At 62.3% G+C, this 17,223-nt stretch carries 18 protein-coding genes and 1 pseudogene; 3 read left to right on the top strand and 16 right to left on the bottom strand.

The window, feature by feature from the left end:
• Positions 1-54 precede the first annotated feature (54 nt).
• The 10 genes from SynA1528_RS03455 to SynA1528_RS03500 are packed head-to-tail and all read right to left on the bottom strand — an operon-like array spanning position 55 to position 8,042.
• Positions 55-1,362, bottom strand: a complete 1,308-nt coding sequence (locus SynA1528_RS03455; RefSeq protein ID WP_186587707.1) for a homoserine dehydrogenase — start codon at positions 1,360-1,362, stop codon at positions 55-57.
• A 54-nt stretch (positions 1,363-1,416) separates the two neighbouring features.
• A complete protein-coding gene (locus tag SynA1528_RS03460) occupies positions 1,417-1,842 on the bottom strand; it encodes a SufE family protein (protein ID WP_186587708.1) in 426 nt (141 codons plus the stop codon).
• A 7-nt stretch (positions 1,843-1,849) separates the two neighbouring features.
• Positions 1,850-2,257, bottom strand: coding sequence for a hypothetical protein (locus SynA1528_RS03465; RefSeq protein ID WP_186587709.1), 408 nt, complete (start codon positions 2,255-2,257; stop codon positions 1,850-1,852).
• 36 nt (positions 2,258-2,293) lie between these two features.
• The gene (locus SynA1528_RS03470; RefSeq protein WP_186587710.1) at positions 2,294-2,842 is read right to left on the bottom strand and encodes a 5-formyltetrahydrofolate cyclo-ligase; all 549 of its coding nucleotides are present in this window, start codon (positions 2,840-2,842) and stop codon (positions 2,294-2,296) included.
• On the bottom strand, positions 2,839-3,303 hold the full coding sequence (ruvC, locus tag SynA1528_RS03475) for a crossover junction endodeoxyribonuclease RuvC (protein ID WP_186587711.1): 465 nt from the start codon (positions 3,301-3,303) through the stop codon (positions 2,839-2,841). The genes SynA1528_RS03470 and ruvC overlap by 4 nt, the downstream gene beginning before the upstream one ends.
• Positions 3,304-3,309: 6 nt before the next feature.
• Positions 3,310-4,398 (bottom strand): magnesium chelatase ATPase subunit I, encoded by a 1,089-nt coding sequence (bchI, locus tag SynA1528_RS03480; RefSeq protein ID WP_186587712.1) that lies wholly within the window; start codon positions 4,396-4,398, stop codon positions 3,310-3,312.
• Positions 4,399-4,418: 20 nt separating this feature from the next.
• A complete protein-coding gene (locus SynA1528_RS03485) occupies positions 4,419-5,777 on the bottom strand; it encodes a DUF3370 domain-containing protein (RefSeq protein ID WP_186587713.1) in 1,359 nt (452 codons plus the stop codon).
• Entirely contained in the window at positions 5,774-6,910 is a 1,137-nt protein-coding gene (locus tag SynA1528_RS03490) for a serine hydrolase (protein WP_186587714.1), read from the bottom strand. Before SynA1528_RS03490 ends, SynA1528_RS03485 begins: the two co-directional genes overlap by 4 nt.
• Positions 6,911-6,939: 29 nt before the next feature.
• Complete coding sequence (locus tag SynA1528_RS03495; RefSeq protein ID WP_186587715.1) at positions 6,940-7,656, bottom strand: RNA methyltransferase; 717 nt, start codon at positions 7,654-7,656, stop codon at positions 6,940-6,942.
• Complete coding sequence (locus SynA1528_RS03500) at positions 7,653-8,042, bottom strand: c-type cytochrome (protein ID WP_186587716.1); 390 nt, start codon at positions 8,040-8,042, stop codon at positions 7,653-7,655. The genes SynA1528_RS03495 and SynA1528_RS03500 overlap by 4 nt, the downstream gene beginning before the upstream one ends.
• A 58-nt stretch (positions 8,043-8,100) precedes the next feature.
• On the opposite strand from SynA1528_RS03500, the gene petG reads away from it, so the two are divergent.
• Positions 8,101-8,217 (top strand): cytochrome b6-f complex subunit V, encoded by a 117-nt coding sequence (gene petG, locus SynA1528_RS13195; RefSeq protein ID WP_009790260.1) that lies wholly within the window; start codon positions 8,101-8,103, stop codon positions 8,215-8,217.
• A gap of 13 nt (positions 8,218-8,230) precedes the next feature.
• Here the strand turns inward: petG and rsmD are convergent.
• The 5 genes and pseudogenes from rsmD to SynA1528_RS03525 form a co-directional block, all read right to left on the bottom strand.
• Positions 8,231-8,806, bottom strand: a pseudogene (rsmD, locus tag SynA1528_RS03505) (16S rRNA (guanine(966)-N(2))-methyltransferase RsmD); the annotation flags it as partial.
• Positions 8,764-9,405: an imidazole glycerol phosphate synthase subunit HisH gene (gene hisH / locus SynA1528_RS03510; protein WP_186587717.1), complete on the bottom strand. Its 642-nt coding sequence runs from the start codon at positions 9,403-9,405 to the stop codon at positions 8,764-8,766. The pseudogene rsmD and the gene hisH, both read right to left, overlap by 43 nt.
• A gap of 26 nt (positions 9,406-9,431) precedes the next feature.
• A complete protein-coding gene (gene trxA / locus SynA1528_RS03515) occupies positions 9,432-9,755 on the bottom strand; it encodes a thioredoxin (protein WP_006851354.1) in 324 nt (107 codons plus the stop codon).
• Positions 9,756-9,933: 178 nt separating this feature from the next.
• The gene (locus SynA1528_RS03520; protein WP_186587718.1) at positions 9,934-11,097 is read right to left on the bottom strand and encodes a GuaB3 family IMP dehydrogenase-related protein; all 1,164 of its coding nucleotides are present in this window, start codon (positions 11,095-11,097) and stop codon (positions 9,934-9,936) included.
• Positions 11,098-11,152: 55 nt separating this feature from the next.
• Positions 11,153-11,626 carry a CAAD domain-containing protein gene (locus SynA1528_RS03525; RefSeq protein WP_186587719.1) on the bottom strand — a complete coding sequence of 158 codons (474 nt, stop codon included), beginning with the start codon at positions 11,624-11,626 and terminating at the stop codon, positions 11,153-11,155.
• A gap of 92 nt (positions 11,627-11,718) precedes the next feature.
• Between SynA1528_RS03525 and gyrA the strand changes: the two genes are divergently transcribed.
• Together gyrA and crtL are read left to right on the top strand one after the other, a co-directional pair.
• Positions 11,719-14,331, top strand: a complete 2,613-nt coding sequence (gene gyrA, locus SynA1528_RS03530) for a DNA gyrase subunit A (protein WP_186587720.1) — start codon at positions 11,719-11,721, stop codon at positions 14,329-14,331.
• Positions 14,332-14,333: 2 nt separating this feature from the next.
• Complete coding sequence (gene crtL / locus SynA1528_RS03535) at positions 14,334-15,587, top strand: lycopene beta cyclase (RefSeq protein WP_186587721.1); 1,254 nt, start codon at positions 14,334-14,336, stop codon at positions 15,585-15,587.
• Here the strand turns inward: crtL and SynA1528_RS03540 are convergent.
• The gene (locus SynA1528_RS03540; RefSeq protein ID WP_186587722.1) at positions 15,554-17,122 is read right to left on the bottom strand and encodes a 1,4-alpha-glucan branching protein domain-containing protein; all 1,569 of its coding nucleotides are present in this window, start codon (positions 17,120-17,122) and stop codon (positions 15,554-15,556) included. The two genes, crtL and SynA1528_RS03540, sit on opposite strands and share 34 nt — an antisense overlap.
• Positions 17,123-17,223: the final 101 nt, after the last annotated feature.

Below are 17,223 nucleotides of genomic sequence, written 5' to 3' on the forward strand. Positions count from 1 at the left end.
CGTCCTGTTGAAGATCTTGACACTGAAAGGGGCCTGTCGGGAGTGCCCTCGCCGTCAAAGGCAGCCCAGATGTGCTGCCAGTCCGGAGACTTCACTCAGGGCAGTAATGGAATCTAGAGCGGCAATCACCTTGCGCTGACTGACCTCATGGGTGATGACAACGATTTCTGCGCCCGCCTCGCTGGCATTGAATTGAACGATCGACTGGATGGACACCCCGGCATCCCCGAAGCGGCCGCCCACCTTGCCGATCACCCCAGGAGCATCTTCCGTAGTGAAACGCACGTAATGGCGTTGTCGGATGTCGCCGCTGTCCGCCAGAACGCAGGGTCTCCAGCTGCCAGCCGCCAACAGGGGATCGACGCTGCCCTGATCATCACTGGCCTGGCGGATGCCGGCGATGTTGAGGATGTCGGCGACGACCGCCGAAGCCGTGGGTCCGGCTCCCGCTCCGGGGCCATAGAACATGACCCGTCCGATGGGGTCCCCCTCGACGAGAATGGCATTGTTGACGCCATTCACTCCAGCCAAGGGGTGGTCGCTTGGCACCAGGGTCGGTTGCACCCGCAGTGACAGGGGCAGTGGATCACCGGTGCCTGCAAGGCGCTCAGCAACGGCCAGCAGCTTGACGCCGTAGCCGAGCTGTCGGGCATACTCCACATCGCGGCCCTGCAGTGCGCTGATACCAGTGGTGGGTAGGGCGTCGCGATCCACGGTCCCGCCAAAAGCGAGGGCTGAAAGGATGGCAATTTTGTCTGCGGCGTCGAGACCGTCCACATCGGCAGCGGGATCGGCTTCCGCATAGCCAAGTCGCTGGGCCTCAGCCAGCACATCGGCATAGGCCGCCCCCTCATCCGCCATTCGGGTGAGGATGTAATTGGTGGTGCCGTTGATGATGCCGCTCACCCGATTGATCCTGTTGCCGCCGAGGGATTGCTTCAGCGGTTCGATAATCGGAATGCCGCCGCCCACAGCGGCTTCGATCAGCACGTACACCCCTGCTGCCTTGGCAGCGTTGGCAATTTCAGGACCATGGCGTGCAATCACCGCTTTGTTGGCGGTCACCACGGATTTGCCGTTGGCAATGGCCTGAAGAATCAAGCTGCGGGCGGGTTCAATGCCGCCGATCACCTCCACCACGACGTCCACCTTGGGATCGTTAACCACCTCATTTGGATTGGTGGTGAGCACGGCATCGGGTAGAGCCACCGTGCGGTGGCGGTTAAGGTCCCGGACGGCCACCCGGATCAGGTCCAGATCAGCAACCAGAGGGTGACGCTCTTCTGGATTCAGCAGAATTTCGGCCACCCCACCGCCAACGGTGCCCAGCCCCAGCAGGCCTACGCCGATCCTTGCGCCCATTCCCCGTGATCCGTGTTGGAAAGTTTCCTCTGACTCTATGAATTGGTGGGCTCTTCAAGTGTTTGCCAGGTGCTGTGCCTGAGCCTGCATGGTGCGCAGGATGTTGAGAAATCCATTCGCCCTTGAGGGGGTGAGGCTGGCCTGAAGTCCGGTGGCAGCAATGAAGGAGGGATCCACCGCCTGCACCTGTTCAGGGGTCAGGCCCTCCAATCCCTGAATCAACAGTGCCAACAGCCCCTTGGTGATCAGGGCGTCGGAATTCCCCTGCCAATGCATCACCCCCTGTTCGAGAACCCCTTGAACGAACACTTGGGACACACAGCCCTGCACCTTGATCGCCTCGGTCTGCTGCTCGACCGGAAGAGGCTTCAGCTTTTTGGCCAGCCACAGAACGTATTCATACCGTCGCTTGGGATCGGGCGTGCCAGCCAGCTTCTCCACCATCCGGTCGAGGGCGTCACTGCCGCTGCTGGGGGCCATCGAAGTATCAGTCGAATCGACGTCGCACGTTAACCAGGAGGCCCACCAGCATCAGCGTCAGCGGCAGTGACACCACCTGATCGAGATCCACCTGACCGCTGCTCACCGGCAGCTCCAGGTAGTCCCTGTGGCCAGGACCTCCATCCACCTGAAGGTCCAGCACTCCATCAGCCACATCGCTGAGGTCAATCAGCAAGCGGCCATCGGCATCGGTGCTCCCCAGTTCGCGCTGCGGCGTTCCATCAGGGTTCAGCAGCCGCACCACAGCCCCCTCAGTGGGTTCGCCGTTGGAAAAACTGCTGCTCAGTTCAAGGTTGCCTTCCAGATAGGTCAAAGCGCTCTCGATCTGATGGGCGCCAGCCGGCAGAGCCGACGTGGTGCCCATGACCAGCATCAAGGCCAGCAGACGCCGCATGGGATGGGTTGATGGGAGTGCCCATGATGCGCTGCATCAACTGGGCTGACCAGGTCCGAGTTCCGTGATCCAGCCGGTGAAGGGCACATCCCAGGCGTCACGGGGCAGAGGATCTGCGCAGATGCAACCGGAGGGAAGCACCACCCAGGCCGGCACGGCTGCCCAGGTGGGATCAGCGCGCAACCGGTCGTAGTAGCCGCCGCCGTACCCCAGCCGGATGCCGGTGTGGTCGATGGCCAGCGCCGGGACGAGCAAGAGGCTGAGCTGGTCTGCAGCGAGAGCTGATCCCTCGGCCGGAGCGGGGATTCCACAACCGTCGGCCTGCAGGGGCGTGTCTCCCCAGAGCCGGTACTGGAGCCCCCCCACGCCGTTCGCGACCGGTAAGGCAACAGCGCTTGGTGTGGCGGCGCGAATGGACCGCAGATCCACTTCACCGTTCAACGGCCAGTACAAGCCGAGATGGCCTGTCTGAATTGGCGAGGACTGAACCAGGGTCAGCACCTGTCGGCAAATCGCCGAACTGAGTGAAAGCTGCTGCTGGCGTCGCTGTCGGAAATGACGCCGTAGTTCCTGTTTGCTTGTCACCTCTGGAACCAACCCGTCAGAGCCACCGCCAGGGCGTCGGCGGCATCGTCAGGCCGCGGCGGTTCCGTCAGATCCAGCTCACGCATCACCGCCTCCAGCACCTCCTGCTTTTCGGCATGGCCGAAACCTGCCAGCGCCAGCTTGATCTGCATCGGTGGAAACTCAACCACCGGAATCTTGAATCGGGCCAGGGTCATCATCACCACTCCCCTGGCTTGCACCACATTGATCGTGTTGCTGGAGCGGTAGAAAAAGAATTTCTCCACCGCCGCCAGTTCAGGCTGCCAGGCCCGGATCAGCTGCCGCAGGTCCGCAGCGATCTCCACCATCCGCTCGCCGTCGCTTCGACCCGGGTCGGTGCGAATGATCCCGCAGTCGAGCATCCGCTGATGCCCGCCGCTGGTGTCAATCACCCCGTAACCCACCCGAGCCAGGCCCGGATCGATGCCGAGGATTCTCATGGGGGATCAGGCGGCGAGGGCCAGCTCGAAATCAGCGCGGTCGCTGCTTTCGCTGCGTTCAAACACTTTGCAGAACACCTTCACCACCCGATCGCCGGAATCGACTTGCTCCAGGGGATCCTTACGCAGGCGATGGCGCAGGCAGCAGGAGGCCACCCGGGCGACATCCTCCTCACTGACCTCCGTCCGGCCCTCGAAGGCCGCCAGGGCCCGGGCCGCTCGGTTCGTGACGATGTCACCCCGCAGACCATCCACATCCAGCTCGCCGCAGACGGCGGACACCCGCAGGCGCAGGTCGTCGTCAATGGTCACGGCACTCAACCGTTGCTGCGCTTCCACCACCCGCTGCTGGAGTGCGTTCTGGCTGGCTTCCACCGCCGTGCTGAAGCCGTCGGGATCGCTGTCGAAGGCGGTGCGTTGATCCACCACCTGAACCCGCAGCTCGGGATCGCGCACCGTGCGCACTTCCACGCTCATGCCGAAACGGTCGAGCAGCTGCGGGCGTAGTTCGCCTTCCTCAGGGTTGCCGGAGCCGATCAGCACGAATCGTGCTGGATGGCGCACGGAGACGCCCTCCCGTTCCACGGTGTTCCAGCCGGAGGCGGCGGAATCAAGAAGAACATCGACGAGGTGGTCGTCGAGCAGGTTCACCTCATCCACGTAGAGCAGCCCGCGGTTGGCCTTGGCCAGCAGACCGGGCTCGAAAGCTCGCACGCCTTCGCTCAGGGCCTTTTCGATGTCGATGGTGCCGCAGAGGCGATCCTCCGTGGCTCCCAGTGGGAGATCCACCATGGGCACCTGGCGGGGCTCTGTGGTGATGGACTCCCCCCGTTCCATCCGTTCTCTCAACTCGCTGCTCTGCAGATCGGGATCCGTGGACGAACTGTTGTAAGGGTCACCTGTCACCACATCGATGTCCGGCAGCAAATCCGCCAGCGCTCTGATGGTGGTGGATTTCCCTGTCCCCCTGTCACCCATGATCATCACGCCGCCGATGCGGGGATCGATCACATTGAGCAGAAGCGCGAGCTTCATCTCCTCCTGACCGATCACAGCGGTAAACGGAAAAACCCTGCGCTTCCGGGGTGCTGTCACGGCCGAATCACCTGTTGTGATCAGGATTGTTTCACAGGCCGAACGGTGAGCACCTGCGGAGGGGTGGCATCGGCCGGGTAGATCAGTCGAATCCGTACATCTCGCGCTTCGCCAGGTTTGAGCGTGACCTGACCGAGGGATGCTCCCTCCTGTCCCTGGCGAAGCACCAGATGCACGGTCTGGCGTCCGTAGGGGCTGCCATCGGCGTCATCAAGGCCAACCACCTCAACCGGTCCACGGAACATCACGGGCCCCGAAAGGCTGCTGCGGAACCGCAGGGCATCGGAGGCTTGATCCGTTTTCAAGGGGGATTCGAGGGCCAGACTCAGGGTCTGCGCTGCTGCACCACTGTTTTTGAGTGGCAGGGTCAGGTCGTATTCGACCCCGTAGTTCCCATGGGCGGCCCAGGCTGTGCCGGGATACAGCGCCTGCAGTTCTGCCGTCTGCACCTGCCCTGTTCCCAAACTGCCGCGCTCGAGGCTGCTGATCGGCCAGGACACAGGCTCGTTCTGAATCGACAGGGTTGTGCTGCCGGGGTCCGTAATGCGGGTCTGCCATCGGCTGCCGATCTGGACACCGCTGACGCGGGAATAAATGATCTTCCCCTTGCTCCCGCGAGGGGTGGGGTTGTGTTCTTTTCCACTGAGCTCGCCGCTGCTGAGCAGGTCGATCAAGTCCTGAACGTTCGGCGCTTGATGGCCGTCACCATGGGCCGCAAGGGTGGCCAGGGCCACTGGTGCGGAGCTGTGAAGACGCAGTTGAAGATTGCGGCCATTCAGCAGGGGGTCGAGCCCCTGCACCGGGATGGGCAGCTGCAGCACAACCGTTGGGGAACCGGGCTTGAGGGTCCAGCGTCGTGGCGACAGTTCCTGAGCTTCTCGTCCCTTCAGCAGGTCTCCCGCAACCCGGCTGCCAGGACCAGCGGCAATCACGTCATTGGTTTCCCGCATCAGCGGAGGCAGCGGCAGAAACGGAGCCGCGGTCTGGCCAGGTTCGGTGGCCTGGGACAGGGAGGTGCTTCCTTCGATCAGCGTGAGCGTGACATCTTCATCGCCGATGGGTGCCATCAGCAGGGCCAGCCACAGGGTGGAGTCGAGGGTCTCATCCGTGCCTGCATAGACGTGATGGCTGAACAGATCGAAGCGGCCGCTCAGGTCCACGGAGATCGATGCATCCCCACCATCGGGAAACGTGGAAAGGAGGATGCCGTCCTCCTTGATCAGCTCCGGGTTGTTGTCGTTCACCATCAGCACGGCGTCCAATTGCCCTGGCAGCGACCGGACGCTCTGTTGCCGTTGGATGACGTCGGCGATGGCAGAAGGGGCCACACCTGCGGTGAGGCCGGCGATGACGGCACCAAGAAGAACGAGCGATCTCATGGTGTGGACTGCTGGGGTTGAGAGGCGGTTCGGCGCGGTGGAGCCGCTTCCGGCTTGAGGTGGGGGGCCATGGCTGCTGCCATGGCACGGATCAGATTGGTGGACCTTGGGTCGTTGAACGGACCCTTCACCAGAAAACCCGCCACGGCGCGGCGACCATCGGGCAGTTCGATCAAGCCGGCATCGGCATAGGCGATGCCGATGTCGCCGGTCTTGTTGTAAACGCGATAACCCTTGCTGGCCAGGCTGGAATCGGGGGCGCCCTGGGCGCCGCCAAGACCTTTCATCAATCCCGTCGGCAGAAGCGTGTTGGTGACGGAGGTCGCCATGACCTCACGGAATAAATCACGGCTGCGCAGGCTGAGGGTTTCACCGGTGTCGACCAGGGCGATGCTGCGACTGAGGTCGTAGGCACTCGTGGTGTTGGTGCCGTCCAGATCAGGCAGCCAGTTGTTGACTTCGGTGGCCATCAGACCGAGGTCCTGGAAGAGCTGATTGATGGTCTGCTGCCCCCCCACCCGCTCGATCAGAAGATTGGTGGCGGAGTTGTCGCTGACGCGAATCATTTCCGTGGCGGCGACTCGGGCAGGGAAACGGCTTCCGAGCGGTCGAGATGCCATCCACCCCGCGCCTCCCCCAACGAGTTCCTTCGTCAGCAGAAGTGGTTCATTCCAGTGCAGATCGCCAGCGTCAATCCGTTGCAGTGCGGTCAGCAGAATCGGTGTTTTGATGGAACTGGCCGCTGGCATCGGTCGATCGGCGTTCATCTGGGCGAAGCGGCCGTCGTCGAGGAGCAGCATGTAGGCGCTGGCCTCAAGATCCTTCTGTGTGGCCGCGATGGCGCGCCATCGGGCGGAGAGCTCGGGGATTTCTCGGGTCGGCTCGAAACGACCCACAACTGGCTTTCGGATTGACTCAGGCTTGTCCTGAGTTGGCTTCTCAACGGCAGCAGTTTCAAATGGCTGCAGCCAGTCCGGCAGGTTGAGGGTCTGGCGTTGAACCTGCGGGGCGAACCAGCGCAGTGCTGACCCCGTCAGCACGCCCAGACCAATCCCCAGCACCATCAACCGCAGGAGGCGACGCACCGGAGATCCCCATCCAGGAGAACGACGAGAGGGACGGCTGCTGCTCAAGCGCGTCGTGCACTGTGACTCGCGTGAGGCTAGGGGCGGTCGGCGCGGATGGCCCAGCGAAGTTGCCGCACCATGCCTCGGAACAAAGCGACCTCCTCCGCTCTGCAGGTCGCGCGTTGCAAGAGATCCCGGACCTTGCCCATGCGCGCTGCACGGGTGTGGGGCAGTAGGAAGCCAGCCTCCAGGAGCAGCTCTGCGGCATCGTCCAACAGCCCGGTCAGCTGAGGTGCCGGTGCAGGTGCAGGATCTTTGCTGCGGGAGGGGCGAGCTTGCCATTGATGCCGGGCCAGGTCGTGAAGGACCACGGCGACGGCGTGGGAGAGATTGAGCGAGGGATAGGCCTCCTGGCTGTGCAGCGTCAGAACCCGCTGGCAGAGTCTGAGTTCATCGTTGGTGAGGCCGCGGTCTTCCCGCCCAAAAATCAGGGCGTAAGGGGGATCTCCCGACAGCATCCAGTCGATGGCGGTGTCTGGGTTCTGCAGCGGTATGCCTCCATGGTCCAACCGGCCGCAGGTGGCGATCACACGCCTGCAATCCCCGATGGCGGACTGCAAATCAGGGTGAATGGTGGCCTGTCGCAGAAGAGGGGCCGCATGGACGGCCATCCGGAGAGCGTCATCACAGAGAACCTCGCAGCGGGGATTGACCAACCGCAGTGAGTGAACACCGAAATTGGCGCAGAGCCTTGCCACACTGCCGATGTTCAGTGGCCCGGCAGGCTCGACCAGGACTATGGCGACGGTCAACTCAGGTTGTGCAGATGACTGAGCAGATCAGCCATCGATGCCGGCTCCATTTGGAAACTCGGCATTGGCGGGGTGTCACCGCTCACGATCTGATGAATCAAGGCTGGATCGCGCATCCGCTCGCTGATGCCTGCCAGTTTGGGTGCCAGCAGTCCTTGCCCTGCCAGCCCATGGCAACCAGCACAGTTGATCCGGAACAACTGTCCCCCATGCTCGGGATCCCCTGGAAGTTCAAGGCTGGCTCGGACGTAGGGGTCCTGTTGTGCGCCGTTGATCATCCAGATCAAAAGGACGGCGCAAGCCGACGCCGCGAGCACCACCAGTGCCGTGATCAATCCCCTGCTGGATTCTTGTTGTTCCGCTGCAGTTGATGTCGGCTCGATCACAACAGTGGGTTTTGCATGAAAGAATTGTGCTTAATCCTGCTCGTTGGCGCGACCTCCCATGATCGAACCCCTGCTTTGCGGCATTGTTCTGGGACTGATTCCCGTCACGCTTCTTGGATTGTTCGTGGCTGCCTGGAATCAATACCGTCGCGGTGGCAGCGCTCTCGGCGGCTGATCAAGACGAGGGAACTGGTTCCGTAGCGGCGTTGATCCACCACGGTCCAGTCCTCTCCAGGACTTGGTGGTTGACCTGAACGGTGTTCGCAGATCAACAGACCATCGGGCTCGAGCCACGGCTGCTTCCCGAGTAGTGCAAGCGTCTTTTGGTAGAGACCTCCGTCGTAGGGAGGATCGAAGTAAATCAGATCAAAGCCGCTTTCTTGCCAGTCCTGCTGCAACCAAAGCAGCACGTCGCGTTTGACAACCTTCACCTTGGTCTGGGCTGCGTGGGACGTCGCGACAGCCTCCAGATTGCGTTTGCAGATGCTCGCGCAGCGCGGATCCCGCTCCACGGCCGTGACCGAGCGAGCTCCGCGTTCGATCGCTTCACAGGCCATCACGCCGCTGCCGCTGCAGAGGTCAAGCCAGCGGCAATCCATCAAACGCGGTCGAACAATGTTCATCACGGCTTCGCGGACCCTGGCTGTGGTCGGTCGCGTTGCGCTTCCCCGCGGGCTGAGCAGGCGTCGACCACTGATCAGGCGCAATTGCCCTGATCCATTCATGCGCTGATCGGGGCGCCCTGGTGAAGCCAAGACAACCATCGCTCGAGCATGGCGCTACCGCTGTCCGCGGATTTTTCCGGATGGAACTGACAAGCGCCCAATCGGCGTTGCCACACCATCGCGGTGACGGACGACCTTCCGAAGGGTGCCGCGGCAGCCAGCGTTTCGGAATGTTGTGGCACCGCTGCATAGCTGTGCACGAAATACACCCAGGACTCGGGGTCTGAGGGGCCCAGCATGGGATTGGCTCGCTTGAGCTCCAATGGGGCCCAACCCATATGGGGTATCCGGGCACCCTGGTCAGCGGGCAAACGTTCCACGTGGCCCTGGATGAGACCAAGGCCCTCACGATTGCCCTCACGACTGGATTCGAACAGCAACTGAAGACCAAGGCATATGCCGAGCAGTGGACGGTCGTCCCGGCTCCAGCGTTGAAGATCAGGAACCAACCCCGTCGACTGGAGATTCTCCATGGCTGGGTCAAACGATCCGACGCCAGGCAGGACGAGGGCATCGCATCTGTTGAGACCCTCAGGGCTCGAGATCCGTGCGGTTTCATGACCAAGGCGATTGAAGGCTTTCTCCACGGAGTGGAGGTTGCCCATGCCGTAATCGATCAGACCAAGGTTGAGTCCCAATCAGCTTTCCCCTAGTGAATTAGGGCTCAGAGGTACTTGGAAATCGTGCCGGAAAGCGTTGCCTTGGGAACGGCACCCACAACGGTGTCGACTTTCTGCCCCCCTTTGAACACCATCAACGTTGGAATGCTGCGAATGCCGTACTGGCTTGCAACGTTGGGGTTCTCATCTGTATTCAGCTTGAAAACCTTGATTTGGCCATCAAACTCTTTGGCGATTTCTTCAACGATGGGAGCCACCATGCGGCATGGACCACACCAAGGGGCCCAGAAGTCGACCAGAACCGGGACGTCGCTCTGCAGGACGTCCTGCTCGAAAGAGGCGTCGGTGACCGCAGCGGCGCTGGACATATGGTCGAAATGATGTGAACGGAATTTAGCAACATTGAACCGACTCAACAGCCCAGATCACTGCAGTGATGGGAACTGTGATGGTTCGCGCAGGAAGAGTGAAAGCCCGAGCGCGTCGGGCCGGGGGGTGTGAGGAGTGTGTGGGCATGGCCCGCACACTCCTCACACTAGCCCTCACTTATTTGCCCATCCCGAGGTGCTGGGCTTTTTGGTACGCCTTGCCCTCCGTCAACAATGATGGGGCCACCACAACCTCCACGTTCTGCATGTCTCGGATCGTGCGGGCTCCGAGGGTCCCCATGGAGGTCTTGAGGCAGCCCAACAGGTTATGGGTGCCGTCGTCGAGCTTGGCCGGTCCTCGAAGGATGCGTTCCAGCGAGCCCGTGCTGCCGACGTTGATGCGTGTGCCCCTGGGCAGAACCGGGCTTGGAGTGGCCATACCCCAGTGGAACCCTCGGCCGGGCGCCTCCTCTGAGCGGGCGATCGGCGAGCCGACCATCACAGCGTCCGCTCCGCAGGCGATGCATTTGCAGATGTCGCCTCCCGTCACGATCCCACCATCGGCAACGATCGGCACATACCGGCCTGTTTCCTTCTCATAGTCAGAGCGGGCGGCAGCGCAGTCCGCCACTGCTGTGGCCTGGGGGACGCCGACGCCAAGGACGCCGCGGGATGTGCAGGCGGCTCCTGGTCCAATCCCCACCATCACGCCTGCAGCTCCGGCACGCATCAGCTGCAGGGCAACGTCGTAGGTCACGCAGTTGCCGATGATCACAGGAACCCCCATGTCACGGCAGAGTCCCTCCAGATCCAGGGTGGCCTGTCCCTCAGGGCCGATGTGGGCGGTGGACACCACCGTCGCTTGCACGAAAAACAGATCAGCACCCGCTTCGGCAATGGCCGATCCAAACCGGAGGGCTGCAACAGGTGTTCCACTTACGGCAGCAATGCCACCGCCGCGCTTGATCTCCTGAATCCGCTGACGGATCAGCTCCTCTTGCACGGGCTGGCTGTAGATCTCCTGCATCAAGGGGACAAACCTGTCCTTGCCGACAGCAGCGATGCGATCGAGAACAGCGTTTGGATCGGCGTAGCGGGTCTGGACGCCTTCCAGGTTGAGGACCCCAAGGGCCCCGAGGTTGGAGAGCCGGATCGCCATGTCCACATCGACAACACCATCCATGGCACTGGCGATGATCGGAATCTCCCGTTCGATACCACCGAGGCTCCAGCGGGTGTCCGTCACCTCCGGGTCGACGGTGCGACCTCCGGGCACGAGGGCAATTTCATCAATTCCATAGGCCCGGCGAACGGTCTTGGAGCGTCCGAGCTGAATGTCCACCGTGCGTCTTGATGAAGTCTCATCAAGCTACCAATCGGGTTGCGGCGAGCTGTGCTCAGCGACCGACAACCCGTTGCCAGCGGCCCACCAGCCCATCCAGAACCTTTCTGCGGTCGCTGCTGCGCACCAGATTGCGAACCGAAAAATTGGCCACCCAGATCAAGCCGGCCAGTTCAAACAACCCTGATGCCAGCGGCACAGCATCGATTGTGCGAAGAATGCCTCCATAGATCTGGAGAACAATGATCAGGACGATCAAGCCTCCCAACAGTCGAAGCGGGCCTTTCAGCTGGGTCCACTGGTTCTGGAGCTGATCGGTGTCGACCAACCCTTGAACCTTCTCTTTCAACAGATCCCATTCCCCTCCGGAAGCGTCCGCGTCAGCTGGGATCGTGACCGTTTCTGCGATGGCAGGGTCGGGGGTGGGCTCTGGAGCCACCGGCGCTGGTTCCGGTGTGGCGGAGGGCGTCGGGACGGGGACGGAACTGGCGTTGTCGACGTTGGCAGGAGATTCGTCGATGGGTCCCATCACATCCAGAAATTTGACCTGGAGCTTATCGGAGGTTTTCGGCCTTGATTCCTTCTCGGAGATAAACTGAAGGCCGGTGGTTTTTCGTTTGTATGGCGGATTCTGTGGGACCAGGAGGCGGCGGTCCCGGCGATTCCGACGATCGAATCATTCAGGCGGATCTTCGCAACGAGATGTCGCGCTCCTACCTGGAGTATGCGATGAGCGTGATCGTGGGACGGGCCCTGCCCGATGCCCGCGACGGTCTCAAGCCGGTGCATCGCCGCATCCTTTACGCCATGTACGAGTTGGGGCTGACAAGCGATCGCCCCTACAGGAAATGTGCCCGTGTTGTGGGCGAAGTGCTTGGCAAATATCACCCCCATGGTGATACCGCCGTGTACGACGCCCTGGTGCGCATGGCCCAGGACTTCTCCATGTCGATGCCCTTGATCGACGGGCACGGCAACTTCGGGTCGGTGGACAACGATCCGCCGGCGGCCATGCGTTACACGGAGTCCCGGTTGCAGGCGCTGACCACCGACAGCCTGCTGGAGGACATCGAGGCGGAGACCGTTGACTTCGCCGACAACTTCGACGGGTCTCAGCAGGAACCAACGGTGCTTCCGGCTCGGATTCCTCAGCTGCTGCTGAATGGTTCAGCCGGCATCGCCGTCGGGATGGCGACGAACATCCCGCCCCACAACCTCAACGAGCTGATCAGTGGCCTGCTGGCGCTGATCGAGAACCCCGACATCACGGATCAGGAGTTGATCCGGCTGATCCCTGGCCCCGACTTCCCCACTGGAGGACAGGTCCTGGGCCGTGACGGGATCCGCGAAACCTATCTGGGGGGGCGTGGCTCCATCACCATGCGTGGGGTGGCGGCGATTGAAACGATCGAAGCCCCCGGTCGCCCGGACCGCGATGCGGTGATCATCACGGAGTTGCCCTATCAGACCAACAAAGCAGCGCTGATTGAGCGGATCGCAGAGCTGGTCAACGACAAGAAGCTGGAGGGCATCTCGGACATCCGCGATGAGAGCGATCGCGATGGCATGCGGATCGTGGTGGAGCTGCGCCGTGATGCCTACCCGCAGGTGGTGCTGAACAATCTGTTCAAGCTCACGTCGCTGCAGAGCAACTTCAGTGCCTACATGTTGGCGCTGGTCAACGGTGAGCCGATCCTGCTCACCCTGCGCAAGATGCTCGAGGTGTTTCTCGACTTCCGTGTCGAGACGATTGAGCGCCGCACCCGCTACCTGCTGCGCAAGGCCGAAGAACGCGATCACATCCTCCTCGGCCTGCTTCTAGCGCTGGATCAGTTGGATCCGATCATTGCCCTGATCAGAGCAGCCCCCGATACGGCGACGGCCCGCCAGCAGCTGCAGGATCGTCATGGCCTCAGCGACATCCAGGCTGACGCCATCCTGCAGATGCAGCTACGGCGTCTCACAGCGCTGGAGGCCGACAAGATCCGGCTTGAGCACGAGGATCTGGTCACCAAAATTGCGGATTACAAGGACATCCTCGGCCGGCGTGAACGGGTGTTCGGGATCATTCAGGACGAACTCAACCAACTCAGCGAGCGCTACACAACACCGCGTCGTACAGAGATTCTCGATCTCGGGGGTGGGCTTGAAGACATCGATCTGATCGCCAACGAGCGTTCCGTGGTTCTGGTCACCGAAACCGGCTACCTGAAACGGATGCCCGTGAGTGAGTTTGAGGCCACCAGCCGAGGCACCCGTGGCAAAGCCGGCACCCGCAGCCAGGGGGAGGAAGCCGTGAAGCTGTTCATCAGCTGCAACGACCACGACACCCTGCTGCTGTTCAGTGACCGTGGTGTGTCCTATGCCCTGCCGGCTTACCGGGTGCCGCAGTGCAGCCGGACGGCCAAGGGCACGCCGGTGGTGCAGTTGCTGCCCATTCCGAGAGAGGAGGCGATCACATCGCTGCTTGCCGTGTCGGAGTTCAACGACGACATGGACCTGTTGATGCTGACCAGCGGCGGGTTCATCAAGCGCACCCGTCTTTCTGCCTTCAGCAACATCCGCTCCAATGGCCTGATCGCCATCAACCTGGAAGAGGGCGATGCGTTGAGCTGGGTTCGTCTGGCGGTGCCAGGCGACAGCGTGCTGATCGGATCCAATGCGGGGATGACCATTCACTTCCGCCTCAGTGATGAGGAACTGCGTCCCCTGGGCCGCACGGCTCGCGGCGTACGCGCAATGAATCTGCGCAATGGAGATGCCCTGGTGAGCATGGATGTGCTCCCGGTGGAGCTGGCGGATCGGATCGCCCAGAGCGCAGAGGATGAGGAGGAGGAGGACGACGATGCCTCATCCGGCGATGGCCCATGGGTGCTGGTGGCCTCGGCGTCCGGTCTGGGCAAACGCGTGCCGGTGACCCAGTTCCGTCTGCAGAAGCGTGCCGGCATGGGCCTGCGGGCGATGAAGTTCCGCACGCAGGACGATGCACTTGTCGGTCTGCGGGTGCTCGGTGCTGGTGAGGAGGTGCTGTTGGTCAGCGAGAAAGGGGTGATCGTGCGCACCAGTGCTGATGCCATACCCCAGCAGTCGAGGGCTGCAACGGGGGTGCGTCTGCAGCGACTGGATAAAGGCGATCGTCTGTCGGAAGTGGTTCTGGTACCGCCGGAGGCGGACGATGAATCTGCTGATGACAGCTCCTCTGACAACACAGAAGCTGACGCGCAGGACAGCTGACCTTGGCTGAGCCGGTGGATGTGCTGGTGCTGGGGGGCGGTCCTGCTGCCCTCTGCATCGCTTCGGAACTGAACCAACGGGGTGTGGCTGTTGCGGGTATCGCCCCCGGTCCGGTCGACGATCCCTGGCCGAACACCTACGGCATCTGGGCCGATGAACTCAAAGCGGTAGGGCTTGAGCAGCTGCTGGAGCACCGCTGGAGCGAAACCGTCAGTTATTTCGGCACAGGCGGCACAACGGCTCAGGATCAGAGCCATGCCCACGGGATCGACTACGGCCTGTTCGATCGGGCGGCATTGCAGCGCCATTGGCTGGAGCGGGCCGACGGCGTGGTCTGGCATCAAGACACCGCTGAACGGGTGGAGTTGAAGGGTTCAACCACAAGCGTCAGCTGCGCATCGGGAAGCACGTTGCAGGCGCGCTTGGTGATTGATGCCTCCGGTTCGCGCACGCCCCACATCCGTCGCCCCGATCAGGGGCCGGTGGCGGGCCAAGCGGCCTACGGCGTGGTGGGGCGTTTCTCCAAGCCTCCGATCGAGGAGGGTCGGTTTGTGTTGATGGATTACCGCTGCGATCACCTCAGTGCAGCGCAACGCCAGGAACCACCCACGTTCCTGTACGCGATGGATCTGGGCGATGAGGTGTTCTTCGTGGAGGAAACCTCACTCGCCCTGGCTCCGGGTGTTCGCTACGACGTACTCAAGCAACGGCTCCAGCAGCGCCTGGATCGGCGCGGCGTGGAGATCACCGAGGTGATCCATGAGGAGTTCTGCCTCTTCCCGATGAACCTGCCGCTGCCGGATCGCAACCAGCCGGTGCTGGCCTTTGGTGGTGCGGCGAGCATGGTGCATCCGGCCTCGGGTTACATGGTGGGATCGCTGCTGCGGCGGGGGCCTGATCTGGCCCAGGCCACTTCCGTAGCTCTCGCCAATCCAAGCCTTGGTTCAGCAGCGTTGGCACAACGGGGTTGGCAAGCGCTCTGGCCGGTCGAATTGGTGCTGCGCCATCAGCTGTATCAGTTCGGTTTGGGCCGCTTGATGGGCTTTAACGAAGCCTTGCTGCGCACCCACTTCGCCACCTTCTTTTCGCTGCCGCGGGAGGAGTGGTTTGGCTTCCTCACCAACACGCTGCCGTTGCCGCGATTGATGGGGGTGATGCTGCGCTTGTTTGCCTTATCCCCCTGGGAGCTCCGCCGTGGACTGGTGCTGGGAGCTGGTACGGCTCAGCGCCCGACTTTCGACCAGTCCAGCGGCTGAATCAGCGGGAACAGTCGGTCATCCGCTTGGACCTGCTCGAGCCATCCTTCGGGCAGCTCGCTGCTGCCGTCAATGGCAGCCATCAGCATCCAGAACCGTTCCAGGTGGCGTTCGATGCGTTCCCGGGCCAGTCCGGTGGTCGTTCCCGCCCGAAGGATGAAACTCCAGTCGGATGACTGGGCCAGCAACAGCTCCCGCGCGGCCTGCTGCAGCCACTGCATCGCCTGCTCACTGCCGACCCCGCGGCTGCAGCGCTGCACCATCGCGGCACTGGTTTTTTCCCACTCGGGAACGATCCAGCCATTGCTGTCGTTCAGCCAGTAATTGTGATATCCGCCTTGGCCCCAGCTCGAAGGGCAAGGGTCGCAGAGCTGCAGCTGCTGGGAACCATCCAGCACATCCCGCAGTCGCGTGAAAGGAACGCCGTTGGCCGGCCCCTGGCGAAACAGCTCAGCCAGAAACGATGGGCCTTCAAACCACCAGTGCCCGAACAGTTCCGCATCAAAGGGAGCCACCAGCAACGGGCTCACCGTCATGCTGCTGCTGAGCTGATCGAGTTGGCGCCGTCGTCCCTGGAGGTAGTGGCTGGCGTGATGCCGAATTTTCTCGGCGGCAATGGCGGGGCGATAGGGCTGCTTCTGATCCAGCGGAGCGCTGTGGTCAGTGACGCGATGGAGTTTGAGGCCGAGGGGCCGCGGCTCCGTTAATCCAAGCGGTGCCAGGCGTTCCAGCGGGAGATCCCACCCCAGGTCGCGATGGAATTCCCTGTAGTCCGGATCACCGGGGTAGCCGTCCTTGGCGGACCAGACCGGCAGGGTCGCTTCGCTGTCCCGGCCGAAGAAGGCCACGCCGTTGCGGCTGCAGATCGGTGCGTACACCCCGTAACGGGGCCGGGGCCGACCATGCAGAAGTCCGTGTCCATCGAGGACGGCGTAGCGCAGCCCCGCGTCCCGCATCCACTGGTCCAGCCCTTCGTAATAGGCGCACTCCGGGAGCCAGATCCCCAGCGGACGTTCGCCGATCAGCCGGTGGTGCTCGCGCACGGCGGTGCGCAGTTGTCCGCGAACCGCCTCCGGATGCTGGCGAAGCAGTGGCAGATAACCGTGGGTGGCACCACAGGTGAGCAGATCCACCACCTCGGCCCGTTGAAGAGCCGCAAAGCGGCTGATCAGGTCTCCATCACACGCCATCCAGGCGGACTTGTGACGCTGAATGGTGGCTTCGAGATGGTCCCTGGCCTCTGCAACACCCTGATCTGCAAAGGGGAGAAGGCCGAGGCGCTGATCCAACCAGCCGGGAAAACGCTGTTGCAGGTCTGGGTCACTGAGCAGTGACAGCAGGGTCGGGGACAGGCCGAGGGTCAGTTTCGGAGTGCTCTCCGGATCGGCTGCCGCTTGCTCAAGAACCTCCAGCAGAGGCAAATAGCACTCCAACAGTGCCTGGAAAAACCAGTCTTCCTCCAGCGAGCCCGGCACCACGGAGCGCACGTAGGGCAAGTGGGCGTGAAGAACGAGGGCGAGGGCACCTTTGCTCAAGTGACCAACCGCCCAAGAGAAGATGCGAATTTATCCGGTTTCAGCCGAGATGCCTGAACTAAGATGAATTAACTCATAGTCAATCCGACTAAGCCGTCGCG

It is taken from the genome of Synechococcus sp. A15-28 (assembly GCF_014280175.1).
Lineage (GTDB): Bacteria > Cyanobacteriota > Cyanobacteriia > PCC-6307 > Cyanobiaceae > Parasynechococcus.

What these genes read in the sequence shown, in the direction of transcription:
- SynA1528_RS03455 (WP_186587707.1), bottom strand. Translation starts at nt 1,362, where the DNA reads ATGGGCGCAAGGATCGGCGTAGGCCTGCTGGGGCTGGGCACCGTTGGC.
- SynA1528_RS03460 (WP_186587708.1), bottom strand. Translation starts at nt 1,842, where the DNA reads ATGGCCCCCAGCAGCGGCAGTGACGCCCTCGACCGGATGGTGGAGAAG.
- SynA1528_RS03465 (WP_186587709.1), bottom strand. Translation starts at nt 2,257, where the DNA reads ATGCGGCGTCTGCTGGCCTTGATGCTGGTCATGGGCACCACGTCGGCT.
- ruvC (WP_186587711.1), bottom strand. Translation starts at nt 3,303, where the DNA reads ATGAGAATCCTCGGCATCGATCCGGGCCTGGCTCGGGTGGGTTACGGG.
- SynA1528_RS03485 (WP_186587713.1), bottom strand. Translation starts at nt 5,777, where the DNA reads ATGAGATCGCTCGTTCTTCTTGGTGCCGTCATCGCCGGCCTCACCGCA.
- petG (WP_009790260.1), top strand. Translation starts at nt 8,101, where the DNA reads ATGATCGAACCCCTGCTTTGCGGCATTGTTCTGGGACTGATTCCCGTC.
- trxA (WP_006851354.1), bottom strand. Translation starts at nt 9,755, where the DNA reads ATGTCCAGCGCCGCTGCGGTCACCGACGCCTCTTTCGAGCAGGACGTC.
- SynA1528_RS03525 (WP_186587719.1), bottom strand. Translation starts at nt 11,626, where the DNA reads ATGGGACCCATCGACGAATCTCCTGCCAACGTCGACAACGCCAGTTCC.
- gyrA (WP_186587720.1), top strand. Translation starts at nt 11,719, where the DNA reads ATGGCGGATTCTGTGGGACCAGGAGGCGGCGGTCCCGGCGATTCCGAC.